This is a genomic window from Mesorhizobium sp. B2-1-3A, from assembly GCF_006442655.1.
Classification (GTDB): Bacteria; Pseudomonadota; Alphaproteobacteria; order Rhizobiales; family Rhizobiaceae; genus Mesorhizobium.
Window position 1 is genome coordinate 39,564 of record NZ_VFWK01000006.1, and the last position, 22,163, is coordinate 61,726.

Annotated in this window: 18 protein-coding genes and 3 riboswitches; of the genes, 9 read left to right on the forward strand and 9 right to left on the reverse strand. The window is 63.7% G+C overall.

What is annotated here, in order from left to right:
- Positions 1-110: 110 nt before the first annotated feature.
- The gene (locus tag FJ977_RS24775) at positions 111-320 is read right to left on the reverse strand and encodes a CbtB domain-containing protein (protein ID WP_140774809.1); all 210 of its coding nucleotides are present in this window, start codon (positions 318-320) and stop codon (positions 111-113) included.
- 44 nt (positions 321-364) lie between these two features.
- Positions 365-454: riboswitch (adenosylcobalamin (AdoCbl) riboswitch) on the reverse strand.
- A 165-nt stretch (positions 455-619) separates the two neighbouring features.
- Positions 620-826: riboswitch (cobalamin riboswitch) on the forward strand.
- Positions 827-932: 106 nt separating this feature from the next.
- On the opposite strand from FJ977_RS24775, the gene FJ977_RS24780 reads away from it, so the two are divergent.
- Genes FJ977_RS24780 through FJ977_RS24790 form a run of 3 tightly spaced genes read left to right on the forward strand, consistent with a single transcriptional unit; the run spans position 933 to position 3,591 of the window.
- On the forward strand, positions 933-1,232 hold the full coding sequence (locus FJ977_RS24780; RefSeq protein ID WP_140774810.1) for a hypothetical protein: 300 nt from the start codon (positions 933-935) through the stop codon (positions 1,230-1,232).
- 18 nt (positions 1,233-1,250) lie between these two features.
- Positions 1,251-2,312: a homocysteine S-methyltransferase family protein gene (locus tag FJ977_RS24785; RefSeq protein ID WP_140774811.1), complete on the forward strand. Its 1,062-nt coding sequence runs from the start codon at positions 1,251-1,253 to the stop codon at positions 2,310-2,312.
- Between the two features lie 49 nt (positions 2,313-2,361).
- Positions 2,362-3,591: an aromatic ring-hydroxylating dioxygenase subunit alpha gene (locus FJ977_RS24790; RefSeq protein WP_140774812.1), complete on the forward strand. Its 1,230-nt coding sequence runs from the start codon at positions 2,362-2,364 to the stop codon at positions 3,589-3,591.
- Between the two features lie 76 nt (positions 3,592-3,667).
- Here FJ977_RS24790 and metE read toward each other — a convergent pair whose 3' ends face one another.
- A complete protein-coding gene (gene metE / locus FJ977_RS24795) occupies positions 3,668-5,983 on the reverse strand; it encodes a 5-methyltetrahydropteroyltriglutamate--homocysteine S-methyltransferase (RefSeq protein WP_140774813.1) in 2,316 nt (771 codons plus the stop codon).
- Between the two features lie 101 nt (positions 5,984-6,084).
- Positions 6,085-6,299, reverse strand: a riboswitch (cobalamin riboswitch).
- 201 nt (positions 6,300-6,500) lie between these two features.
- Here metE and FJ977_RS24800 point away from each other — a divergent pair.
- A complete protein-coding gene (locus tag FJ977_RS24800) occupies positions 6,501-7,895 on the forward strand; it encodes a multicopper oxidase family protein (protein ID WP_140774814.1) in 1,395 nt (464 codons plus the stop codon).
- A gap of 37 nt (positions 7,896-7,932) precedes the next feature.
- On the opposite strand, the gene FJ977_RS24805 is transcribed toward FJ977_RS24800, so the two are convergent.
- From FJ977_RS24805 to FJ977_RS24815, 3 genes are all read right to left on the reverse strand, one after another.
- On the reverse strand, positions 7,933-8,220 hold the full coding sequence (locus tag FJ977_RS24805) for a PTS sugar transporter subunit IIB (RefSeq protein WP_140513359.1): 288 nt from the start codon (positions 8,218-8,220) through the stop codon (positions 7,933-7,935).
- A gap of 21 nt (positions 8,221-8,241) precedes the next feature.
- Positions 8,242-8,703 (reverse strand): PTS sugar transporter subunit IIA, encoded by a 462-nt coding sequence (locus tag FJ977_RS24810; RefSeq protein ID WP_140774815.1) that lies wholly within the window; start codon positions 8,701-8,703, stop codon positions 8,242-8,244.
- A gap of 74 nt (positions 8,704-8,777) precedes the next feature.
- Entirely contained in the window at positions 8,778-10,184 is a 1,407-nt protein-coding gene (locus FJ977_RS24815) for a PTS transporter subunit IIC (RefSeq protein WP_140774816.1), read from the reverse strand.
- Between the two features lie 339 nt (positions 10,185-10,523).
- On the opposite strand from FJ977_RS24815, the gene FJ977_RS24820 reads away from it, so the two are divergent.
- Positions 10,524-11,840, forward strand: a complete 1,317-nt coding sequence (locus FJ977_RS24820) for an NAD(P)H-dependent oxidoreductase (protein ID WP_140774817.1) — start codon at positions 10,524-10,526, stop codon at positions 11,838-11,840.
- Between the two features lie 2 nt (positions 11,841-11,842).
- Here FJ977_RS24820 and proC read toward each other — a convergent pair whose 3' ends face one another.
- From proC to FJ977_RS24835, 3 genes are read right to left on the reverse strand one after another with little or no spacing between them, the layout of a single operon-like run.
- Positions 11,843-12,658 (reverse strand): pyrroline-5-carboxylate reductase, encoded by an 816-nt coding sequence (gene proC, locus FJ977_RS24825; protein WP_140774818.1) that lies wholly within the window; start codon positions 12,656-12,658, stop codon positions 11,843-11,845.
- A gap of 60 nt (positions 12,659-12,718) precedes the next feature.
- Positions 12,719-14,047: an O-antigen ligase gene (locus tag FJ977_RS24830; protein ID WP_140774819.1), complete on the reverse strand. Its 1,329-nt coding sequence runs from the start codon at positions 14,045-14,047 to the stop codon at positions 12,719-12,721.
- On the reverse strand, positions 14,016-15,014 hold the full coding sequence (locus FJ977_RS24835) for a glycosyltransferase (RefSeq protein WP_140774820.1): 999 nt from the start codon (positions 15,012-15,014) through the stop codon (positions 14,016-14,018). Before FJ977_RS24835 ends, FJ977_RS24830 begins: the two co-directional genes overlap by 32 nt.
- Positions 15,015-15,186: 172 nt before the next feature.
- Between FJ977_RS24835 and FJ977_RS24840 the strand changes: the two genes are divergently transcribed.
- From FJ977_RS24840 to FJ977_RS24850, 3 genes are read left to right on the forward strand one after another with little or no spacing between them, the layout of a single operon-like run.
- On the forward strand, positions 15,187-16,359 hold the full coding sequence (locus FJ977_RS24840; RefSeq protein ID WP_140774821.1) for a glycosyltransferase: 1,173 nt from the start codon (positions 15,187-15,189) through the stop codon (positions 16,357-16,359).
- Entirely contained in the window at positions 16,356-17,150 is a 795-nt protein-coding gene (locus tag FJ977_RS24845) for a WecB/TagA/CpsF family glycosyltransferase (protein ID WP_140774822.1), read from the forward strand. The genes FJ977_RS24840 and FJ977_RS24845 overlap by 4 nt, the downstream gene beginning before the upstream one ends.
- Complete coding sequence (locus FJ977_RS24850; protein WP_140774823.1) at positions 17,147-18,073, forward strand: DUF6492 family protein; 927 nt, start codon at positions 17,147-17,149, stop codon at positions 18,071-18,073. Before FJ977_RS24845 ends, FJ977_RS24850 begins: the two co-directional genes overlap by 4 nt.
- Before the next feature lie 18 nt (positions 18,074-18,091).
- On the opposite strand, the gene FJ977_RS24855 is transcribed toward FJ977_RS24850, so the two are convergent.
- Positions 18,092-19,387 carry a lipopolysaccharide biosynthesis protein gene (locus tag FJ977_RS24855; RefSeq protein WP_140774824.1) on the reverse strand — a complete coding sequence of 432 codons (1,296 nt, stop codon included), beginning with the start codon at positions 19,385-19,387 and terminating at the stop codon, positions 18,092-18,094.
- A 198-nt stretch (positions 19,388-19,585) separates the two neighbouring features.
- On the opposite strand from FJ977_RS24855, the gene FJ977_RS24860 reads away from it, so the two are divergent.
- Positions 19,586-22,153, forward strand: a complete 2,568-nt coding sequence (locus FJ977_RS24860) for a GumC family protein (protein WP_140774825.1) — start codon at positions 19,586-19,588, stop codon at positions 22,151-22,153.
- The last annotated feature ends 10 nt before the right edge of the window (positions 22,154-22,163 follow it).

Genomic DNA, 22,163 nt, shown 5'->3' on the forward strand with positions numbered 1-22,163 from the left:
CCCCGAAGCATGACCTCGAAAAGCCCCCGGCCTTTCGGTTGCTGTCACGCGCTAAAACAAATGATCAGGACGGCATCCCTTCGGGATGGCCAGCTCTCAATGGCCAACTCTTAGTGGCAAGGGAAGCCGAGCAGGTGGCGACCGTCATGTACCCATTCATGGACATACATGCCCGAAATCATCGAGGTGGCACCTTCTTCCGCGCCGACGAAATAGATCGCAAGCAGGCACAAGAGACCGCCGAAGATCGCCCACGGAAGAAGCTCTTTCGCCGGGATCGGAACCGGACCGTAGGTTGGTGCAAAGGTGGTATTGGACATTAAGGCTCTCCTGGGATTCAGCGTCCCGTTGATCGAAACCATTTTCACGGGAGAAGGCCTGACTTTCAGCAAGAACAATTGCTGATCACAGTGGCGCGACCGTGCCGGAATTTCACCGGCTTCCAAACCCGTAACTCTGACGCCAGCCTATTCAGCCGGCGCTGTTACTGTCAACGAGATGTGATCGATCACACGGGAATGTGTTCGACCTGCCGGAACGAGGCCCTCGTGTCGGTGCTCTATCGGCTTTCCGCCCCGACCGTGTCGTTTCCGTGTGGACGGCCTTGGCGAGCAGGTGCTTATATCGTGGGGTTCAAGGTGCCCTTCAGTCGATTCGGCCGGAGGGATAATTGGGAAGCCGGTGAGATTCCGGCGCTGCCCCCGCAACGGTAGCGAAGCGTGCGTTCCGACAACAGACCACTGGGCAAATGCCTGGGAAGGTGTCGGAACCGGTCCAAAAAGACCCCTTCGGAGCCCGGAAACCAGCCTCGAACAGATTTGAACTCGACTGATCGCGGTGGGCGGTCAAGAGGTAGATGCGGACCGGCCTCAGCGCCGACCGTGGCTTTCCTCCATCACCACCAGGTTCAGTCCTTGCAAAGAAGGACGAACATGGATTCGCACAATGAAATACCGGGGCTCGCGCCCGGCAGACCGCAACGCCCTCGCACGGTGCGTCGCGTCAATGCGGCGACGATGCGCGCCGTCTCGCCGCTGCCGCCACCGGAAGAAGTGTTCTCCGACTGGCTGCTGTCGGTGCCGCATGACGCCGATCTGGAGGCCGCGGCCTTGAAAAAGATCGCGCTGATCGACCGCTGCGGCCATCTGCATCCGGACGTCTTGCGGCTGCGCACCTTGCTTGCCGTCGTCGCCGGAACCAGCGCCTGGCCGTCGCGCGTCCGCAATCTCTAAGTGCCGAGGAAAGAAATCATGTCTGCAAAATCTACTCTCACGGCCAAGCGCGGCCTGCTCGAACGTCTCGACGCCGGCGCCGTCATCTGTGCCGAAGGCTATCTGTTCGAACTCGAACGTCGCGGCTATCTGCAGGCCGGCCCGTTCGTACCGGAAGTGGTTCTCGAACATCCGGACGCGGTGACACGTCTGCATGAGGATTTCGTCCATGCCGGCTCGGAGGTTGTCGAAGCCTTCACCTATTACGCTCACCGCCAGAAGCTGAGGGTGATCGGCCGTGAGGATATTCTGGAAAAGATCAACCGTCAGGCGTTGCGCATAGCCAAGGATGTCGCCGACCGCAATGATTGCCTTATGGCTGGCAACATCTGCAACACCAATGCCTATGAAGCCGACGACAGGAAGACCCACGATGCCGTGCGCGCCATGTTCGAGGAGCAGATCGGCTGGGCGGTGGAGGAGGGGGCCGACTTCCTCATCGCCGAGACCATCGACTGGTGCGGCGAGGCCGAGATCGCGCTCGACGTGATGAAGAAAACCGGCCTGCCGACCGTGGTCACGCTCTCCGTCCACCGTGAGGAAAAGATGTTCGACGGCGTCTCGGTCGTCGATGCCTGCAAGCGGCTGGAGGCGGCGGGCGCCGACGTCGTTGGACTGAACTGCCAGCGCGGGCCGAAGACGCTGATGCCGGTGGTGCGCAAAGTGCGCGACGCCATCTCATGCCATGTCGCCGCACTGCCGGTGCCCTACCGCACGACTGACGCGGAACCGACCTTCCAGTCGCTGACCGACCGCGCCTGTTCCTGCATTCCCGGCAACCGGCCGTTCCCGACCGCGCTCGACCCGTTCACCTGCAATCGCTACGAATGCGCCGAATTCGCACGGGAAGCCTTTGATCTCGGGGTCCGTTATATCGGGCTTTGCTGCGGCGCGGCCCCGCATCACATCCGTGCCGTGGCCGAAGCGCTTGGCCGCAGCGTACCCGGCAGTCGCTATTCGCCCGACATGTCCAGGCACGCCTTCTTCGGCAGCGATGCGGCGATCCCAGAAGCCTACAAGGGCCGGCGCCTCGAGATCTGACACGCACCAGGCCACCACAGACATCCAAATCGCCAGACAGGAATGGGTTATGAACGTGCATCCTCTCCAGCAAACCCATGCCGACGGCGATACGATCGACCGGCTGGTGGCCGCGCACCGGCCGGGCCACGGCCTGATGCGTGCGTTCTACCATGATCGGGCGATCTTCGAGCGCGACATGGAACGCGTCTTTCGCCGCCACTGGCATTGCCTCGCGCATTCCAGCGTCATTCCAAACCCCGGCGATTTCGAGCTGTTCAAACTCGGCGATGAAGCAATCATCCTGACCCGTGGCATGGATGGCGCCATCCATGCCATGCTCAACGTCTGCCGTCATCGCGGCGCCGAGGTCTGCACCAGGCAGAAGGGCAATGCGAAAGCCTTCGTCTGCCCCTATCACGCCTGGACCTATTCCAGTGACGGTTCGCTGCGCGCCGCCCGCCTGATGCCGAAGGATTTCGACCGCGCCGCGCATGGATTGAAGAAGCTGCATGTCCGCCTCGCCGAAGGTCTGGTGTTCATTTCCTTCGCCGAGATGCCACCGGATTTCGATCCGGTCGAACAGTCGCTGCGAACCAGCTGCGGCCAGTATGGTTGGGCTGATGCCAGGGTGGCGCATCGCGAGACCTATCAGGTTGACGCCAACTGGAAGCTCGCCGTCGAGAACTATGTCGAGTGCTATCATTGCGGTCCGGCGCATCCGGAATATTCGCAGACGCATACTCTGGAAAAACCGACCGAGATGATCGAACAGCTCAACGCCGCGATGGAGCAACGCACCCGCGCGCTCGGTATCGAGATCGGCAGCGGCGACCGCTGGCGGAATTCGGCCGCTGGACAGGAAGCCATCCACACTTTCCGCTACGCGCTCTACGATGGTGTTTCGAGCGGCAGCCAGGACGGCTCGCCGGTGGCACCGCTGATGGGCCGCTTCACCGATTACGATGGTGGCGTCACCTCCATCCATCTCGGCGGCACGAGCTTCCTCGTCTGCTACCCCGACCACGGCATGATCTACCGCTTCATTCCGAAGACGGCTGATACCTGCGAGATGGAACTCATCTGGCTGGTGCGCGGTGACGCGGTCGAGGGCCAGGATTACGATCTGGAGAAACTGACCTGGCTGTGGAAGGTCACCACCGACGAGGACAAGAAAATCATCGAGCACACCGCGCGCGGCGTGCGATCGCACTATTTCGTACCCGGACCGATCGCGCCGATGGAGTACAACGAGCTGCGCTATATCGGCTGGTATCTCGAGGAGATCAGCCGACCCTGAGGGCTTTCCCTTGGGAATGCGTCAAGACGATGAGATAGCGGAGCCGCCATCGGATGCGCTGGCGGCTCCGCTCCGATCAGGCCGCGGCTCTGAGCTGTCTTGCCGCCTCCACCATGTTGACCAGTGCCGGACGGACCTCGTCCCATCCGCGGGTCTTCAGGCCGCAATCCGGATTGATCCAGAGTTGCCCGTCGGCAAGGCGTTGCCGGGCCAGCGTCATCAGATCGATCATTTCGCCGACCGCCGGAACGCGCGGCGAGTGGATGTCGTAGACGCCCGGGCCGATCTCATTTGGATATTTGTGGGTCCGGAAAGCGTCGAGAAGCTCCATCTTCGACCGCGACGTCTCGATCGAGATGACGTCGGCGTCCATCGCGCTGATCGCATCGAGGATGTCGTTGAACTCGGAATAGCACATATGAGTGTGGATCTGCGTGCCGTCTCCAACGCCTGACGATGCCAGGCGGAAGCACTCGACCGCCCAGTCGAGATAGGTCTGCCAGTCGGACTTGCGCAGCGGCAGCCCTTCGCGCAGGGCGGCTTCGTCGATCTGGATCATTGCCGCGCCCGCCGCCTCCAGGTCCCCCACTTCGTCGCGGATGGCGAGTGCGATCTGGCGGCAGGCCACGCTGCGTGGGATGTCGTCGCGCACGAAGGACCAGTTGAGGATCGTCACCGGCCCGGTGAGCATGCCCTTGACCGGCCTGTCCGTAAGCGACTGCGCGTAGTTCCACCACGAGACCGTCATCGGACGTGGCCGCGACACGTCGCCGAAGATGATCGGCGGCCGGACATAGCGCGAGCCATAGCTCTGCACCCAGGCATGTTTGGTGAAGGCAAAGCCGGCGAGTTGCTCGCCGAAATACTGCACCATGTCGTTGCGCTCGAACTCGCCGTGAACCAGCACGTCGAGGCCGATCTCTTCCTGCCAGCGGATCGCCGTCTCGGTTTCCTTCTTCAGGAAGGCCTCGTAATCGATATAGCTCAACTCGCCCTTGGCATGGGCGGAGCGCGCCTTGCGCACTTGCGGGGTCTGCGGAAACGAGCCGATCGTGGTCGTCGGAAAGTTCGGCAGGCCAAGTTTTCGTGCCTGCAACTCGCGCCGCTCGGCGAACGCGCCCTGCCGGCGCCGCATCGGCTCCGTGACAGCCAGCAGCCGGCCTTCCACCAGCGGATCATGCACCTTGAGCGATGTGGCGCGGGACTGGACGGCCTCGGCCGATGCCTGCAACTCCTTCGCAACCGCGCTCTTGCCTTCGACAAGCGCCTCCGCGAGCAGCGTCAGCTCGTCCATCTTCTGGACCGAGAAAGACAGCCAGGATTTGAGGTCCGCATCGAGCGTGGTCTCCAGTTCCAGATCGATTGGGACATGCAGAAGCGAACAGGAGGGCGCAATCTCGATGCGGTCGAGCGGCCAGCCGGCAACGACCGGGCGGATGCGGTCGAGAATGGCGGGCAGGTCGGCCCGCCAGACGTTGCGGCCGTCGATCAATCCGAGCGAAAGGACCTGGTCCTTTCGCGACAATCGGGCAACGGGTTCCAACTGCTCCGGCGCCCGCACAAGGTCGATGTGCAGGCCGGCGACAGGCAAGGCCAGCGCCGTTTCCAGATTGTCGCCCAACGCGCCGAAATAGGTTGCCAGCATGATGTCGAGATCGGGAGCCGCCGCCGCGAACTTCTGATACGCCAGTTCGAGACCGATGCGTTCGGCCGCATCGAGGTCGAGCACGAGGCAGGGTTCGTCGATCTGCACCCAGCGGGCACCGGCCTGCGACAATTGCTTGAGAAGCTCGGCGTAAACCGGGAGCAGCCTTGGCAGCAACGCTATCGGGTCGAAAGTGCTGCCGCGCGCTTTGGCCAGCTTGAGAAAGGTGACCGGGCCGAGAATGACCGGGCGCGTGCGGATGCCGAGGGCTGCGGCCTCGCGAAACTCGCTGAGTGGCTTGGTCGAACGGAGTTCGAACGTCTGGTTGGCAGACAGTTCGGGAACCATGTAGTGGTAGTTCGTGTCGAACCACTTCGTCATCTCAAGCGCGGCAACGCCGTGGGCGCAAGCTTCATGGTCGTTGCCCTGATCGCCGCGCGCCATTGCGAAATAGACGTCGAGCGGAACCTCGCCTCCGTTCCAGCCATAGGCTTTCGGAATCGCGCCGACCATGATGGCCGTGTCGAGCACATGATCGTAGAGCGAGAAATCGTTCGAGGGGATTTTCGTGATGCCACGATCGCGCTGTTCGATCCAGTTGGCCTCGCGCAAGCGCTTGGCGGTTTGGAGCAGGTCTTCGGCCGAGCTCTTGCCCGACCAGTAGCTTTCCAACGCGGCCTTGAGCTCGCGATGCCGGCCGATGCGTGGAACACCGAGCGTGGCGGTCGGGACTGAGAAAGTAGACATTGCATACCCCATAAGGTTGGGGGCATGGGTCAAGCGGATGCATGCAGAACCAGCAGCGAAGGCCGCGGCCTGCAGGCTACCACCGGGACACCCCGCCCGTGGACGTTTCAGTTCGTCGGGGCAGGTCTCCTGGCTCACGGGTCGTCGCTTCTGTCCGTCTTCCCAGGCATTTGCCTAGTGACATTCTGGACAGCGGCTCGCCGCTCACAGTTGCGGGGGCAGCTCCGGCATCGCCATGGCACGGGCCATGCTCACCGGATTCCCTCTTAGCTCCGACCCCGATGAGGACCGGAGAACCACGACCCCACCATGTTCCACCAACACAGGCTTCATGTCAAGAAAGATATAAAGAGATGTTTATATCTTTACGTGTTGTGATGCTATGATCGCCGGCGAATGCCACCGACATCGCCATGGCAATGGCGAGATGCGGTGTGCCAATATCGGCATTTGCACTGGTGGCTGGCCTGTGATCCAAGGCGACGATAAATCCCACGCTTTGCAGTTGGAGCGCTGAATGACCGGATTGACACGCCGCGGGCTCTTGAAAACGGCAGCGGTTGCTGGCGCCAGCGGGGTCGGGCTCTCGGCCATCGGCAGGTTTGGCAGCTGGGCCGCCGCCAGTCCTGAACCGGTGGTGCTGCAGACGGCGAAAATCCAGGCCAGCCTGATGGACGTCGGCCCGACCAACAATGTGCTGACCTATGGCAGTGCCGGAATGCCGCCGGTGCTGAGAATGAAGAAGGGCGAACCGTTCGCCGCGCTCCTCGTCAACGGCATCGACGATCCGACGACCATCCACTGGCACGGCATTCGTCTGCCCAACAAGATGGATGGCGTGCCCTTTCTGGTGCAGCCCTATGTCTACACCGGCGATCATTTCGACTACGCCTTCGCCCCGCCCGACGCCGGCACATTCTGGTATCACCCGCATTGCAACACGCTGGAGCAGATGGGCCACGGCCTGACCGGCGTGATCGTGGTCGAGAATCCGAACGATCCGAGATTCGACGCCGAATTCGTCCTCAATCTGCGCGACTGGCGCCTTGGCGACGACGGCCAGTTCATCGACCAGTTCCGGCCGCGCGATGCCGCCAGGACCGGCACCTACGGCACGGTGCGCACCGCCAACTGGCTCGACCAGCCGCGATATGACGCGCCGGCCGGCGGGCTGGTGCGCCTGCGGGTTGCGATATCAGACGTTACCCGCATCTACGCCTTTCGGGTCGACGGCGCCGAGGCGATCGTGATGGCGCTGGACGGCAATCCCGTGCCGCAACGTTTTTCGCCCGATGCCTTGCTGCTGGGGCCGGGCCAGCGCATGGAACTCGCCATCCGCATGCCGGACGAGGAGGGCGCGGTCGTCAGCCTGCGAGACGTCAGGGGCACCAAGCCAAAAATCCTGGCTAGCCTGCACGCGACGGGTAGTTCGCTCAAGCGGGATGTTCGCGATCTTCCACCGCTGGAAGCAAATCCGGTGGCGGAAGTCGATCTCACCGCCGCCCAGCATATTTCGTTGGCACTCAGCGCCACGGCAGAGAACGTCCCGAGCGACGGCATCTGCGGTTCGCTCGGTTACAGTTTCTGGGCCATCAACAAGGTGCCGTGGCCAGGCGATACATCCGATCCGACCGCGCCGCTGGCCGAACTGAAGCTCGGCAAGAGCTATGTCATCGACATGGAGAACCTGACGCCGCAGTCGCATCCGATGCACCTGCATGGCATGAGCTTCAAGGTGCTGTCGTCCTCGACACGCCAGGTGCAGCCGCTGATTTCCGACACCTATCTCATCCAGCCCAACGAGAAGGTTCAACTCGGCTTTGTCGCCGACAATCCGGGCGACTGGCTGCTGCACTGCCACATCATCGAGCACCAGAAATCGGGCATGACGAGCTACGTCAGGGTGGCCTGAAGCCGAGCACCGTCGCCGGAGCCGCGTCGTCGGTGATCTACTTGCGCAGTTGCGCCTCGATCTCGTCGAGCACCTTGTCCTTGCCGATGCCGGTGAGGAAGGCGAGGCCCTTGATGACCGGCTTGGTCACCGAAGCCGAGATCGGGGTGGTGGCGACAATGAAGTCGACGCTGTCGGCCAGCCCCGGCACTTCGGTGGCTTTTGCCTGTTGCGCGTTGAAGGTCAGGCCGCGCTGCTTCATGGCCTCGGTGACGGCGACATTGACCGCCGTCGATGTCGCGATGCCCGTGCCGCAGGCAAAGAGAATAGTTTTCTGTCTGGACATCTCTTGCTTCTCCTTGGGTTATCAGCCGAGCACGGCACGTACGTCGTCAAGCGTCCTGGCGGACCTCAAGCCGTCCAATGCCTCTGGATTCTGGATGGTGGCCATGACGGACTGCAGCGCTTCAATCTGCTTGTCCTTGTCATTGATGGCAAGCAGGAAGACGAAGCCGACCGGCAGCTTCTCGTCGGGATCTTCCATGTTGGCGAACGTCACCGGCTTTCTCAGCGTGCCCATCGCGATGCCGGGCTTCAGCACATGCTCGGGATCGGTATGCGGCACCGCGACATTGTCGGCGCGTTCCAGCGGCAGTCCCGTCGGGATGGTCATTTCGCGGCGCACGACCGCGTCGGCATAGGAGCTTTTGACATAGCCAAGGCTCTCGAGCCGGCCGGCCAGGACGCGGATGATCTCCTCGTTGGTCGAGGCATCCGATCCGAGCACGATCGCTTCGGGATCCAGAAGCTGCATGAGGCTGTCGGACATGTTCTGCTCCGTCTATAAAAGTCGTGCGCCCGAGGAGGGCGCACGACCGTTTCAAATTCAAGGCGCGATGGCGCTTAGGCGGTGCCTTCGGCCGGCTCGTCCTCGGCGCCCGCTGCCCGTTCCCAGCCGAGCGGGTTGCGGCGGTAGAGGATGAACAGCGCGGCGATGACGACTGCGATCAGGATGATGCCGAGCAGCCCAAGTCCCTGGATCGCTTCGATGATCACATAGGGAACCCAGAGGAAGCCGTCGACCACCGAGGTGATCTGCAGCGCATCCGCCGGCAGTTTGAAGCCCGATGCGACGGCCGCGCTGGTGAACAGCGGCGCCAGCGCGTTGGCGACGTAGAAGCCGATGGCCAGCGTCACCGTGCCGATCACCACCATGCGGAACACATTGCCTTTGACCAGAGGCGCGGTCATGGCGACGATGAAAGGGATGACCGCGAGGTCGGCGAACAGGATGACGCGGTTGCCCGGCAGGATCACCGACAGGATGATCGCGATCGGCACCAGGATCAGCGACGACGAGATCGCGGCCGGATGTCCGATCAGGATCGCCGAATCGAGGCCGACGAGCAGCTCGCGGTCGCCAGTGCGCTTGCGCACGAACTCCTGCGCCGCGTCGGAAACCGGAAGCAGGCCCTCCATCAGGATCTTCACCATGCGCGGCAGGAGCAGCATGACAGCCGCCAGTGTCATGCCGGTGCCCAGTACCTTGGCCAGCACCACGCTGAGATCACCGGCGTTGTAGAAGGCGATGGCGCCGAGCACGAGGCCGATGATCAGGCCGAGCACAACCGGTTCGCCGAACACGCCGAAGCGGCGCTCGATGGTCTCGGTGTTGATGTTGATGCGGTTGATGCCGGGAATGCGGTCCATGATCCAGTTCAGGATGATGGCGATCGGCAGGATCTGCGCCGAGGCGAGATGCGGCACCGAAATGCCGGGCACGCCGTAGAATTGCTGCACCGCGCGCGCCGACCAGTCGGCGAACAGCAGCGACAGGGCTGCGACCAGGGCCGCGATCGCAATGCCGTAGGCCAGATTGTTGGTGGCGGCGACGACGAGCGAGCCGACAAAGGCGAAGTGCCAGAAATTCCAGACGTCGACATTGAGCGTGCGTGTCATGCGCGTCAGCAACAGCACGATATTGACCAGGATGCCGACCGGAATGACCCACAGGCCGACCGACGAGCCGAAGGCGATCGCCGCCGCCGAGGGCCAGCCGACATCGATGATGTCGCGATGGATGCCGGTGTTGGTGACGATGGCCTTGGCGACGTCGCCGATCGATGTGAACATCAGCCCAAGCACAAGGTTGATACCGATGAAGGCGACGCCGATGGTGACGGCGGCACGGAAGGCCTTGCTGACCTTGGCACCCAAGACCACGGCTATGATGAAAATGACGATCGGCAGCAGGATTGTCGCACCGAGCGTGTCGATGGCCCCCTTCAGGCCAGCGAGAACTGTATCCATTCTTCCTCCCCTGGAGCCCGAGCCTACGCCTCGCAATGCTCCTTGATCTCATCCACGCCTTTGCCGCCAGTCTGGCGCAAAGGCACTCCCCAGATTGCCCGCGGCGAATGCCCGTCGACCTATCGGCTCGATGAACATTTGCCTTTGTCAGCAAACGAATGTTTTATTTAGACTGTTCACAACAATGTCAATTGGCAACCCTTTGGGCCAATCGGTCCGGGGAAGGTGCCTTTTTCGGGCATTTTGGGCTCGGAATCGCGGCTTGCGAGCGGTTTCATTGGCACACGCGACCGGTCCCTGCTAATCCGGCCGCAAATCAAGAAGCTGTGGACATCCTGCATGACCAATGTCGCCTTGACCGGCCTTGCCCGCGATCTCGCCCATCGTGCCGAAGAGGGCCGCCCGGTGCGCATCGGCGTCATCGGTTCGGGCGAAATGGGCACAGATCTGGTCACGCAAGGCATGCTGATGCCGGGCATTTCGGTCTGCGCCGTCTCCACGCGGCGTCCCCACACCGCGCGCGAGGCCATTCGCATCGCCTATGGCGATGAAGCGATGGCGGTCGAAGCCGACACCGCGTCGAAAGTCACCGGTGCCATCGAGAGCGGCAGGATCGCCATCACCTCCAACGAGATGCTGGTCACCAATCCGCTTATCGACGTCGTCATCGACGCCACCGGCAAGCCGGGCGTCGCCGCCGATTTCGACCTGATGGCGATGGAGCATGGCAAGCATCTGGTGATGATGAATGTCGAGGCCGACGTCACCATCGGCTGTTATCTGAAGCAGCAGGCCGACCGGCTTGGCGTGGTCTATTCGGTCGGCGCCGGCGACGAGCCGTCGAGTTGCATGGAGCTGATCGAGTTTGCTTCCGCGCTCGGCCTGACCATCGTCTCGGCCGGCAAGGGCAAGAACAACCCGCTCAATCGTGACGCCGTGCCCGACGATTATCGCGAGGAAGCGATCCGCCGCAACATGAACCCGCGCATGCTGGTCGAGTTCGTCGACGGTTCCAAGACCATGGTCGAGATGTGCGCCATCGCCAACGCCACCGGCCTGGTGCCCGACGTGCCCGGCATGCATGGCCCGAAGGCCGACCGTGACGACCTCGTCAAGGTGCTGATCCCGCGCGAGGATGGCGGGCTGCTCACGAAAAAGGGCGTCGTCGACTACACCATCGGCAAGGGCGTCGCGCCCGGCGTCTTCGTCATCGTCGAGGCGACGCATCCGCGCGTCATCGAGCGCATGGACGATTTGCATATCGGCCACGGTCCCTATTACAGCCTGTTCCGGCCCTATCATTTGACATCGCTGGAAGTGCCGCTGACCGCCGCCCGCATCATGCTTTTCGGCAAGCCCGACATGGTGCCGTTGCGAAGGCCCGTCGCCGAAGTCTGCGCCGTCGCCAAGCGGGACTTGGCCGCCGGCGAGATTTTCGATGCGATCGGCGAGACCTGCTATCGCTCCTGGACGATGACGGTCGAGGATGCTCGCGCCCAGCGCGCCCTGCCGGTCGGCCTGCTCGAGGGTGGCAAGGTGCTGAAGCCGGTCAGGAAAGGCGAACTGCTGACCGCCGATAACGCCGCGCCCGACCCGACGACGAGGCTATTCGCCTTGCGCCGGCTGCAGGACGAGATGCTGTACGGGGCAACCTGAGCTTATTTCCCCAGTTCGATCGACCGCAGCCGCGCCGCCTCAACCGCTTCGGTGAGCAGATTGGTCAGCCGGTCCTCGCCCATCAGCACGCCAAGGGCGGCTGCTGTCGTGCCGTTCGGGCTGGTCACCTGCTGGCGCAGCACGCCCGGTTCCTCCTGGCTTTCGGCGGCGAGCGAGGCGGCGCCATAGACCGTCTGCATCGCGAGCAGCTTGGCGGTTGCCGGCGGCAGGCCCGCCTTCTCCGCGGCCACGGTCAGCGCTTCGATGAAGTGGAAGATATAGGCCGGCCCCGATCCCGACACGGCGGTCACGGCATCCATCAGGCCCTCGTCGTCGATATCAGCCACTTCGCCGCTCGCCGACAGCAGGTCGGCGACGAAACGCTTGGTGTCGTCGGAAACCAGTTGATTGGAGAACACCACCATCATGCCCTTGCCGATCGAAGCAGGCGTGTTGGGCATGCAGCGCACGATCGGCGCGCGGTTTCCCAGGATTTCCTCGAAGGTCGCCACTGGTGTGCCGGCGGCGATGCTGACGAACGTGGTGCGCCCGTCCCCAAAACGCTTGTAGTCGGCGGTGACGTCGCGGATCACTTGCGGCTTCACCGCGATGACGACCAGATCAGGCACTGCGTCGGCTGGAAGAGCGCCGGCATCTCCAGCCGTGCCGCAACCGAGTGCGGCGGCGCGCTGGCGAAGATCGGCGTTGGGCTCGACGACGAAAACCGCCGACGGCGCAAGCTTGCCGGATTTCAGCCAACCCGCGAGCATGGCGTAACCCATATTACCGCAGCCGGCGAGAACAAGCCTGATCGTCATCTGAAAGCCCTCCGAGGAAAGGCCTCACATAAACGTTCGCGCCGCGTCCGGAAAGCCCTGTCAGGCCGGGCGGGAAGGGTTGCGCACCGCGATCGGACGCAGTGACACCTGCCTCAGGCCAAGCACGCCAAGCACGAAGAACAGCCAGACCGGATCGCCGCGATGGAAAAAGAAGCTTTCGAGGAAGGCGTTCAGCGCGGTGAACAGCACCACCATCATGAAGAAGTCGCCGAGATAGATGTTTTCCTTGCGCAGCGGAATGCGCATGTAGTCGCGCAGCGGCGCTATGAGAAAAGTGTAGACCGCCGCGCAAAGCGCCGGAACGCCCATCAGCACGGCGATGTCGAGATAGCCGTCATGGCCGTGCACGATGGTTCTGATGTCCCAGGGACGATCGAAGGGCTGATCCTGGTTGAGCAGCAACGGCGTGCCCCAGAAGCTCTCATAGCCGTAACCGGTCCAGGGCTTCTTCGCCAGCATCGAGCCGGCGAACTCCCACAGCGTCGTGCGGCCCGTGTAGGTCATGTCGGGGAAATAGATCGCCGCCAGATGTTTCACCGGCGGCAGGAAGACAATGCCCAGCGTGCCGACCGCCGTCGCGATGATCGCCAGCGCAAACAGGATCGGCGTGCCGAGCCGCATGCCCATCAGGCTCGGCAGCACCACGATCAGGATCGAGAACGGCACCAGGCCGGCGGTGGTCTTGGAGCCGGTGTGCAGCATGAAGATCATCGCCGCGCAAAAGATCCCCGCGCCCCACCAGCGCTGCCCGCGCCGGTAGAGGTAAAGGCCGGCGAAACTGAAGCAGGCCATGATCGGGCCGGCGATGTTCTTGTGGGTGAAAACGCCGCGCCACAGGCCGGCATGTTCCGGTTCCTGGGAGTCGGCCGTGTGCAGCGCTTCGTGCGGAAAGACGATCAGGCCGAGATAGGAAAGGCCCATGACCACGACGGCGGTGAAGATGATGACTTTCGAGAAGGACTCGGCATCACGCGGCAGCGCCAGGATCGTTGCCATGGTCAGGATGCCGATCATTGTGAAGGAAGCCGCGCGCATGGCCGAGGGCGGGTCGGTCGCCAGCACCACCGACAGGAAGAAGAAACCCAGCATCAGCACCCAGGAGGGGCTGAGCAGCGAGCGCACGATGCGGGGATCGGCGAAGGCCATCAACGAGAAGATCGAAATGGCGCCGAGCGAACCAAAGCCGAGCTGGTTGACGATGTCGCCGCCCTCGCCGGTGAGTTCGGCGCCGGCCGGCTGGAACGGGCGGAAGGACACCATGATGACGGTGAACAGGAGTGCGGCGATCGCGGTCGCCACGCCGGCGCGCGTGAACGCGGCGCTGAGCGGGGCGCGCTCAGTTTTTCTCGGGCTGGCGATACTGCTCATTGGCATATCCAAATTCGGCCAGCACGCGGCCGAGCGCCACATGCATGGGGTAGATGGCGATCGACGGCGATCCGGTTCGCGCCAGCCGGATCAGGCCGCGAAACGGCGAAGCGGCAAGCAGCGCCAGGCTCTTCGCGAATACCTTGGCGCCGGCCAGCGGCGTGCCCGCGCGTTTCTTCTTTTCGACCAATGTCGAGATCACGCCGTTGCGCAGGCTGCGGGCCCGGATCCAGTCGGCTTCGATACGCCGCGCCGGAACGGTTTCGTGCACTTTTGCCTCGGCGCACCAGCCGAGCACGAAGCCCCTTTGCGCCGATCGGCTGAGGAAGTCGGAATCGCCGCCGCCCATGAAGTTGAATCTGAGATCGAGGAAGGGCGGCCCCATGGCGATCAGCACGCTGCGACCGACCAGGAGATTGCCCGACGAATAGAGCGCCGGCACGCGTCCGGTCTCCCGGTAGGGTGGCGCAAAGACAGGATGTTCGGCCCATTTCGAATGGGCGGGGTCGGCGAAGACAGGCACTTGCGGGCCGCCGACAATATCGGCGCCGAGCGTCTCGGCGGCCAGGCACATGCGTTCCAGCCAATGCGGATCGGCGATCTCGTCATCGTCGATGACCAGCAGATGCCTGAAGTTCGGGAAGTGCAGGATCGCCGTCTGCCAGCCGGCATTGTAGGCACTGCAATTGCCGCGCTCATGCGCGATGATGACCATGCCCGGTATCTCGCCGCTCTCGAACAGCGGCAGCACCGCCTTGGCGCCGTCACGCGCCTCGGCTTCGTTCTCCATGACGATGACGGCAAAGCGCCTGCCGGTCCGCTGTGCGCGGAGCGAAGCCAGCGTCTCCAGCACCTGTTCGGGCCGCTTGAAGGTCGGCAAGGTGACCACCGCTTCGACAGCCTCCACGTCAAGCCGGGGAGACCGTCCAGCGATCGATACCGAACCATCCGATGGCAAAGGGATCATCCGTGTCCAGCCACATGGTGAGTTGGGGCTCTGGTAGCAGTACGGTGATAAGGTTTCGTTAATCACCTTGCACGGAGAAGCCCGACGGACAGGGGCTTTCGGGCGTTGATTGTGCTCGCTTAATCAAGGGTTCACCGCGTTTTGCTACCGGCTACACCACAGGATAGGTGAGATGCATCTGCTGTTCGCCACATCGATCGTGCCCGACGGTGCTCTCGCCTCGGGCTACGAGATCGCCAATGCTGCGATCATCGCCGCTTTGCGGCGGGCTGGCGCGCGCGTCACGGTCATCGGCTTCATCTGGCCCGGGAAAGTTGCTTCCGATCCCGAAAACACCGTGGTGCTGGGTGCAGTCGACGTTCGCACGGAAAGTGCCTCGGCATTGAAAAAGCTCATCTGGGTCGGCAAGGCGATGCTGTCGGGCCTGACCTTCGCATCCGTCAAGTTGCGCGCGGTGTCCGAGCGCGATGTTCAGGCCGCTCTCGAACGGGCTGGTCCGTTCGATGGCTATGTGCTGAATTCCGTGCAGTTCGCCGGTGCCTTCGAAAAGCTCTTGGAGGACCGGCCTTCGCTCTTCGTCGCCCACAATGTCGAGCATCTCTCGGCGCGGGAGAACGCGGCCACCGCCAGCGGCCTCTTCCAGCGCCTGCTGTTCCGCCGCGAGGCAAGGCTGCTCGAGATCGTCGAAGAGCGTCTCTGCCGCCGCGCGCGCTTCGTCTTCACGCTGGCCGAGGAAGATCGCGCGGCACTCGGCGTCGCCACCGATAACCGCTCGGCCGTGCTGCCGCTGGCAACTGGCGCCAGCGCGCCCGCCCGCAAAGGCCCGCGCCAGATCGACTGCGACGCCGCCTTGATCGGCACCTGGACCTGGCAGCCGAACCGCATCGGCCTCGACTGGTTCCTGGGCAAGGTGGTGCCGCATCTGCGGCGGGATTTCCGCATCCGCATCGCCGGCCACATGCCTTCCGGTGTGACCTCGGCGCATCCGGGTGTCGAGTTTGTCGGCCGTGTCCCGGATGCAAGGGCGTTCGTAAGCGGCGCGGCCGTCATCCCGCTGATCAGCACCGCCGGCAGCGGCGTGCAACTGAAGACCATCGAAACCTTCGAACTCGGCCTGCCGTCGGTCGCCACCGGCCGCTCGCTGCGCGGCATCGACCATCGTCCCGACAATTGCGTCGTCACCGACGATCCAGCCGCTTTCGCCAGGGCGCTGGAGGCCGCCGCGGCCGACATCCGGGACGTCGATGGCAGCGCGTTCCATCGCCGGCAGGTCAAGGCGCTCGATGCCGCCATCCAACTCGGCCTGGAAAAGCTGGGGGCGGTCAGGCGGGAGGTGTTTGCATGAACATGCACACCGCCCGCGCCGCATTCGGCCTCGACAGCCTGAAGACGGTCCTAGGCATTTCGGTGCTTGCCATCCGCTGGGACGATGCGATCGCCCTGCTGAACCGGCTGATAGCCGAGCGGCGCTTCACCAAGGTCAGTTTCCTCAACGCCCACAATGCCAACATCGCCTATACCGACCCCGTCTTCGCCGAGGCGCTCGACGATTTCCTCATCCTGCCGGACGGCATCGGCGTCGATCTCGCAGCCAAGCTTCTCTATGGCTCGCCGTTTCCGGACAATCTCAACGGCACAGATTTCGTGCCGGCCTTCCTGCAGGCCTCGACACGGCCGCTGACCGTCGGGCTGCTCGGCGCGACGCGTGTCAATGCCGAAGCGGCGTCGGTCAAGCTGGCCGCTCTTGCCGTGCAGCACAATTTCGTGGTCGTTCATGACGGCTATTTCTCCGCCGCGCAGGAACCCGAGATCATCGGCCGGATCGCGGCGCTGCAGCCCGACATGCTGCTTGTCGCCATGGGCGTGCCAAGACAGGAACTGTGGATAGCGCGCCATATCGACGAACGCCATTGCACCATGCCGGTCGCTGTCGGTGCGCTGCTCGATTTCCTCAGCGGCTCGGTGCCGCGCGCGCCGCTGTGGATGCGTCGCCTGCGCCTGGAGTGGCTGTTCCGGCTGGCGGTCGAGCCGGGCCGGCTCTGGCGCCGCTATGTGGTCGGCAATCCGGTGTTCCTGTGGCGGGTCGTCAGGCAGAGATGGTCGCGCGGAGCCGAGACGGCGGGAGAACTCCGTTGAACAAACGGTTCGTTCCAGACGTGCTTGCCGGCCCGGGCCTGCTGCCGAAGACGCCGGCGGCGGCAGTGGTGACGGCAAGCTACGCGCCGGATTTCGAGCGCTGCCGCCTGTTGTGCGAGACCCTCGACCGGCATGTTTCGGGGGCCGCGCACCATTATATCCTGGTCGAGCATCGAGACGTTGCGCTTTTCCGCCAGTTGGAAACAAGCCGGCGCACTGTCGTCGACGAGCGCGACCTGCTGCCGCGCTGGTTGCGCGCTTTCGACGACCCGCTCAGCCTGTTTCGCCGGCGTGTCTGGCTCAGCCTGAAGACGCAACCGCTGCGCGGCTGGCACGTGCAGCAACTGCGCCGGATAGCCATATCGGCCCATGCCAGCGAAGACATATTGGTGTTCTGCGATTCCGACGTCGCTTTCCTCAAGCCCTTTGACTGTGCCGCCTTCTGGCGCGACGGCAAGGCGCGCCTGTTTCGCCGCGACGCCGTTCTGGCGGACGAAGGTCATGACGAGCATCGCATCTGGTCGCGCAACGCGGGTTCGGCACTTGGCATCGACCCGTCCCGCGTATCAACCCACGACTACATCTCGACCCTGATTGCCTGGCGCCGCGACACCGTGCTTGCCATGTGCGGTCAGATCGAGAAGGTCCATGGCCGCGACTGGGTCGAGGTCGTCGGCTCGGCGCGCAGATTCTCCGAATGCATGATCTATGGCCGCTATGTCGACGATCTGCTGGACGGCGCCGGCCACTTCCACGGTTCGGAAGAATTCTGCCGCGTGCACTGGACGGGCGAAGCGCTGTCGGACGACGAGTTCCGCCGCTTCGTTGCCGGCATGGCGCCGCAGCAGGTGGCGATCGGCATGCAATCCTTCATAGGCACCGATATCGGCCGCATCCGGCGTTTGATTGGGCTGGATAGATAGAGATCAGGCCGGCTGGCTCTAGATTGCTTTCGCGGGTTTGCGCAGCGCCGAATAGGTCAGCAGCATCGATGCGAGATAAAGCAGCAGGAAGACGACATTGAGCGACAGCACCAACTTCGACGTATCGGAGATGGTGGTCAGCACATAGGTGAGCAACAGCGCCTTCAGCGCGGCGAGCAGGCCGAGATTGAGCGCCCGCACCGCCGTCTGGCCGCGCGCGAACAGAAGCTCGGCCTGGTATTCGACCAGATTGCGCAGCCCCGGAACGCAGATCGCCAGCGCCACCAAGGGTGCTGCCTCGGAGACATTCCTGCCAAGCGCGTTGGGGAAGAAGTGCAGCACGATGCCAAGCGCCAGCAGCGCCAGCGTCGAAACGACGAAGACGCCGCCCTCGATGCCGCTCTTGACCGTCAGCCGTGACAACAGGTCCGGCGCGCGCATCATGCGCTGCACCAGCATCATGGAAAAGGTGCGGATCGGGATCGCGGTCAGGTCGACCAGCCGCATGATGATGGCATAGATACCGGCCAGATGCGGGCCGCCGATCGCCAGCACCAGAAGCTTGTCGAATTCCGATTGCAGATAGAACAGCACCTCGGCGCCGGCGACATAGATGGAATCGGCGAGCCGCCGCAGATAAAGCTCGATGCGCAGCCGCAGTCTTTGGCGCGGATAGAACCATCCGAAGGCCAGAAGCAGCGAGGCGGCATTGGCGCCGATATAGAACCACGACCACACCCAGATGCTGTGCTGTGCCGAGATCATGAACAGCACCGCGCCAAGCGCCCGCAGCGCCGTCGCCAGGATCGCCAGCACGGCGGCACGGCCGAACTTGCCCAGCCCGTTGTTGACGATCAGGGCCACCTCCACTGGCCGCCACAACAGCGCCTCGGCAAACACGATCGCCGAAAACACCGACAGCGGCACGGTGCCGGCGAAGAAGACCAGGTAGACGCCGAACGAGGCCGCGGCCAGCAGCGGCAGCGAGACGATGGCCAGCAGCAGGAAGCCGGCTGTGAAGGTGCCGATCAGCCTGGGGCGGATGGTGGCGGTGCGATAGAGCGCGGAGATGAAGCCGAAGGCCAGGAGCCGTGACAGCATCACGCCGGCCGCCGAAGCGGTGGCGAACATGCCGAACTCGGAGATGGACAAGGTGTTGGCGAGGGCGATGAAATAGGCCAGCGAAAAAACCAGCCGCCCGCCGGCGCCGCTGATCGCCGAGAAATAGTCGCGGACCAGCCCCCGTCGCTCGGCCACGAAAGTGCCGATCCGGGCGAAAGTACGCCTTTGCGGTATGCCGCGAGCCTCGGTCATGTGCCGGGAAGCCATAGGCTGGAAAGCTTAACGTGCCGTTCTGAGGCCCGAATGCCCGGAAATTCCCGAGCTTGAGGTTATGAAAAGCTTACCCGCCGGCCGGCCAAAATTAACCTTTTGTTTCCTATGCTTGTTTAGCGTGGCTTAACGAATAGCCGACCGCCGCTGCCCAGCGGCTAAAGAGTGAAGCTCCAAGACATGGTCGACAGGGAAAACCGTGAAGACTGGAGGCGCGAGCGTTCCTTGCTGGCGCTCGGCCAGGCCATGCGCGGTGAGGACGACGCGTCCCTGGTCTCGATAGGGGATCGGGCGGATTCGGCATGGCGCGAGGATGCCGCCACGCGCCACCGCCTTGCCCGTTCGCAGCGTGAGGCGCGGGCGAACTCAACGCCATCGGCGGCCGCGGTCGAAGCTGAGCCGTTCCAGCCGGACGAGCAGCCGGAAGCGGCCGCACAGGATGACGCCTGGCGCTCGCGGGCGGACGCCGACACCGGCGATCTGCCGCCGGCCATGCCGCGCGCACGGCCGGCGGCGGGAGAACCTCCCGGCAGCGTTCATTCCGACGAAACATCCGGATCCCGCCGGGCGGGTGAAGCGGATGCTTCCTTTGGCGATCGTGGGGACGACCAGCAATGGAAGCCGCTGATCGACCCGATGCAGGTGGTGCGCGGGATTGCCAGGTCGAAGCTGCTGATCATCACCACCACTCTGATCGGTGCCGGCCTCGGCATAGCGATCGCGCTGTCGACGCCGAAGAAATACGAATCAATGACCGAATTGGTCGTCGATCCGCGCGACCTGAAACTTTCGGACCGTGATCTCACCCAGATGGCGGTTGTTCCTGACGCGACACTCGTCAACGTTGAGAACCAGATCAGATTGCTGACCTCGGGCACGGTGCTGGGCAAGGTCGTCAACAAGCTCAATCTTGCCGACGACCCGGAGTTCAATGGCCAAGGCACGGGCGGCCTGGGCGTCATGTCACTGATCCGCTCGATCCTGTTGCGCCATGACGGGCCGGGCGGTGGCGATGAACCGCGTCGCCTGTCGCTTGCCGTCGGCAATCTGGCCGAAAGGCTTTCGGTCGAGCGCGCGGGCAAGACCTCCACGATCGTGATCGGCGTCACCACGCAGAACGCACAGAAATCGGCGCTCATCGCAGAAACGATGACGGATGTCTTTCTGCAGACCTCGGGTGAATTTCAATCCCTCACCGCCGGCCGGGCCAACAACGAATTGACGGCGAAACTCGAGGAAATGCGCAAAAGCGTCGAGACGGCCGAGCGCAAGGTCGAGGATTTCAGGGCCACGCACGACCTAGTCGATGCGCAGGGCCACCTGATCAGCGATGATCAGATGCTCAAGGTCAACGAGCAACTGTCCGTTGCTCGTGCCCGCACTGCGGAGCTGAACGCCCGCGCTGCCTCCGCCCGCTCGATCAATGTCAATTCGGTACTCGGCGGTACGTTGCCGGAAGAAATCAATTCCAACACGATGAGCGACCTGCGCGCGCAGTATGCCACGCTCAAGCAGGAGGCTGATCGCGCGGCGGTTCGGCTGGGTCCGCGTCATCCCGAACTCCAGGCGCTCAACGCGCAAATTGCCGGGGCGCGAGATCGCATCGCCACCGAACTCAGCCGCATTGCCTCGTCGCTGCAGGTTGACCTGAAGCGCTCGATCCAGGTCCAGCAGGACCTTGCGTCCCAACTGGCGCAGATGAAGGTCCGTAGCGGTGACGTCAACAGCGACCTCGTCTCGATGCGCGAACTGGAGCGCGACGCCGCGGCCAAGCGTTCCGTCTATGAACAATATCTGCTGCGCGCCAAGGAGATTGGCGAGCAGAAGGGTATCAACACCGCCAATATGACCGTCATCTCGCCGCCCTCCGTTCCGCTCGAGCCGAACGGTCCGTCGCGGGTCGTGATGGCGCTTGCCGGCCTGCTCCTGGGCTTTGCCTCCGGTGTCGGCCTCGGCGCCATGCGCGGCGCCTATGAAAGCCTGCGCGAGACCGCGACATCGCGGTCGCGCCGCGACCGCAAGCCGCCTCTCGAAGATCAGGCATTGCGGACAGCACCACCGCCCGCGCCGCCAATGCCGGCGGCGCCGATACCTCCAGCACCGCCACCCCCACCGCCTGCACCGCCGCCCGTCGTGCAGACCGAAACCGCTCCCGCGGAACGGCCCGGGCGGATCGGCGCACTGATGGCGAAGCTGCGCGATGCCGTGTCCCGCAAGCCCTCCGCAGAGGCGGATGATGCCAGCGAATTCGCCGCCTTTGGTGAAAACGCGGGGCCGGCGGATGCTGCCATGCCTTCCGGCTTTCCGAATCCGGATTCCGCCTTCATGCCTCGGTCGTCGGACTATGCGCGGCCGCCTTTCCCGCCAGGCTTCGATGCCGCCTATTCCCAGCCGATGGGGCCGCCGTCGCGGTCGCCGATAATGCCGCTGCAGCCGCTCTATCCGCCGCCGCCCTATCCCCCCGCACAGCAGGCCGGCTATCCGCAAATGCAGCCGTGGCAGGCGCAGTCGCCGGCTAGCAATCCCTACGCCCAGGCCATGGCGCCCTATGCCGGGCAAATGCCGCATCCATCGCAGCCCGTTCCGCCGCAGCAACCGGCCTATCCGGCCCAGTCGCCGGTGGAGCCATCACAGGTCGAGGAAAGCGCCGAACACGCGCCAATCGAGGAAATCCGCGCCAGCCTGCGCGAATTCCGAGAGGCGGTTCGCGAACTCACCGAGAGCCGCGCCCGCCGCCGCTACTTCTGAGCCACAAAGA

Coding starts and splice junctions, on each gene's coding strand:
- FJ977_RS24775 (WP_140774809.1), bottom strand. CDS start 320: ATGTCCAATACCACCTTTGCACCAACCTACGGTCCGGTTCCGATCCCG.
- FJ977_RS24780 (WP_140774810.1), top strand. CDS start 933: ATGGATTCGCACAATGAAATACCGGGGCTCGCGCCCGGCAGACCGCAA.
- FJ977_RS24785 (WP_140774811.1), top strand. CDS start 1,251: ATGTCTGCAAAATCTACTCTCACGGCCAAGCGCGGCCTGCTCGAACGT.
- FJ977_RS24790 (WP_140774812.1), top strand. CDS start 2,362: ATGAACGTGCATCCTCTCCAGCAAACCCATGCCGACGGCGATACGATC.
- metE (WP_140774813.1), bottom strand. CDS start 5,983: ATGTCTACTTTCTCAGTCCCGACCGCCACGCTCGGTGTTCCACGCATC.
- FJ977_RS24800 (WP_140774814.1), top strand. CDS start 6,501: ATGACCGGATTGACACGCCGCGGGCTCTTGAAAACGGCAGCGGTTGCT.
- FJ977_RS24805 (WP_140513359.1), bottom strand. CDS start 8,220: ATGTCCAGACAGAAAACTATTCTCTTTGCCTGCGGCACGGGCATCGCG.
- FJ977_RS24810 (WP_140774815.1), bottom strand. CDS start 8,703: ATGTCCGACAGCCTCATGCAGCTTCTGGATCCCGAAGCGATCGTGCTC.
- FJ977_RS24815 (WP_140774816.1), bottom strand. CDS start 10,184: ATGGATACAGTTCTCGCTGGCCTGAAGGGGGCCATCGACACGCTCGGT.
- FJ977_RS24820 (WP_140774817.1), top strand. CDS start 10,524: ATGACCAATGTCGCCTTGACCGGCCTTGCCCGCGATCTCGCCCATCGT.
- proC (WP_140774818.1), bottom strand. CDS start 12,658: ATGACGATCAGGCTTGTTCTCGCCGGCTGCGGTAATATGGGTTACGCC.
- FJ977_RS24830 (WP_140774819.1), bottom strand. CDS start 14,047: ATGAGCAGTATCGCCAGCCCGAGAAAAACTGAGCGCGCCCCGCTCAGC.
- FJ977_RS24835 (WP_140774820.1), bottom strand. CDS start 15,014: ATGATCCCTTTGCCATCGGATGGTTCGGTATCGATCGCTGGACGGTCT.
- FJ977_RS24840 (WP_140774821.1), top strand. CDS start 15,187: ATGCATCTGCTGTTCGCCACATCGATCGTGCCCGACGGTGCTCTCGCC.
- FJ977_RS24845 (WP_140774822.1), top strand. CDS start 16,356: ATGAACATGCACACCGCCCGCGCCGCATTCGGCCTCGACAGCCTGAAG.
- FJ977_RS24855 (WP_140774824.1), bottom strand. CDS start 19,387: ATGACCGAGGCTCGCGGCATACCGCAAAGGCGTACTTTCGCCCGGATC.
- FJ977_RS24860 (WP_140774825.1), top strand. CDS start 19,586: ATGGTCGACAGGGAAAACCGTGAAGACTGGAGGCGCGAGCGTTCCTTG.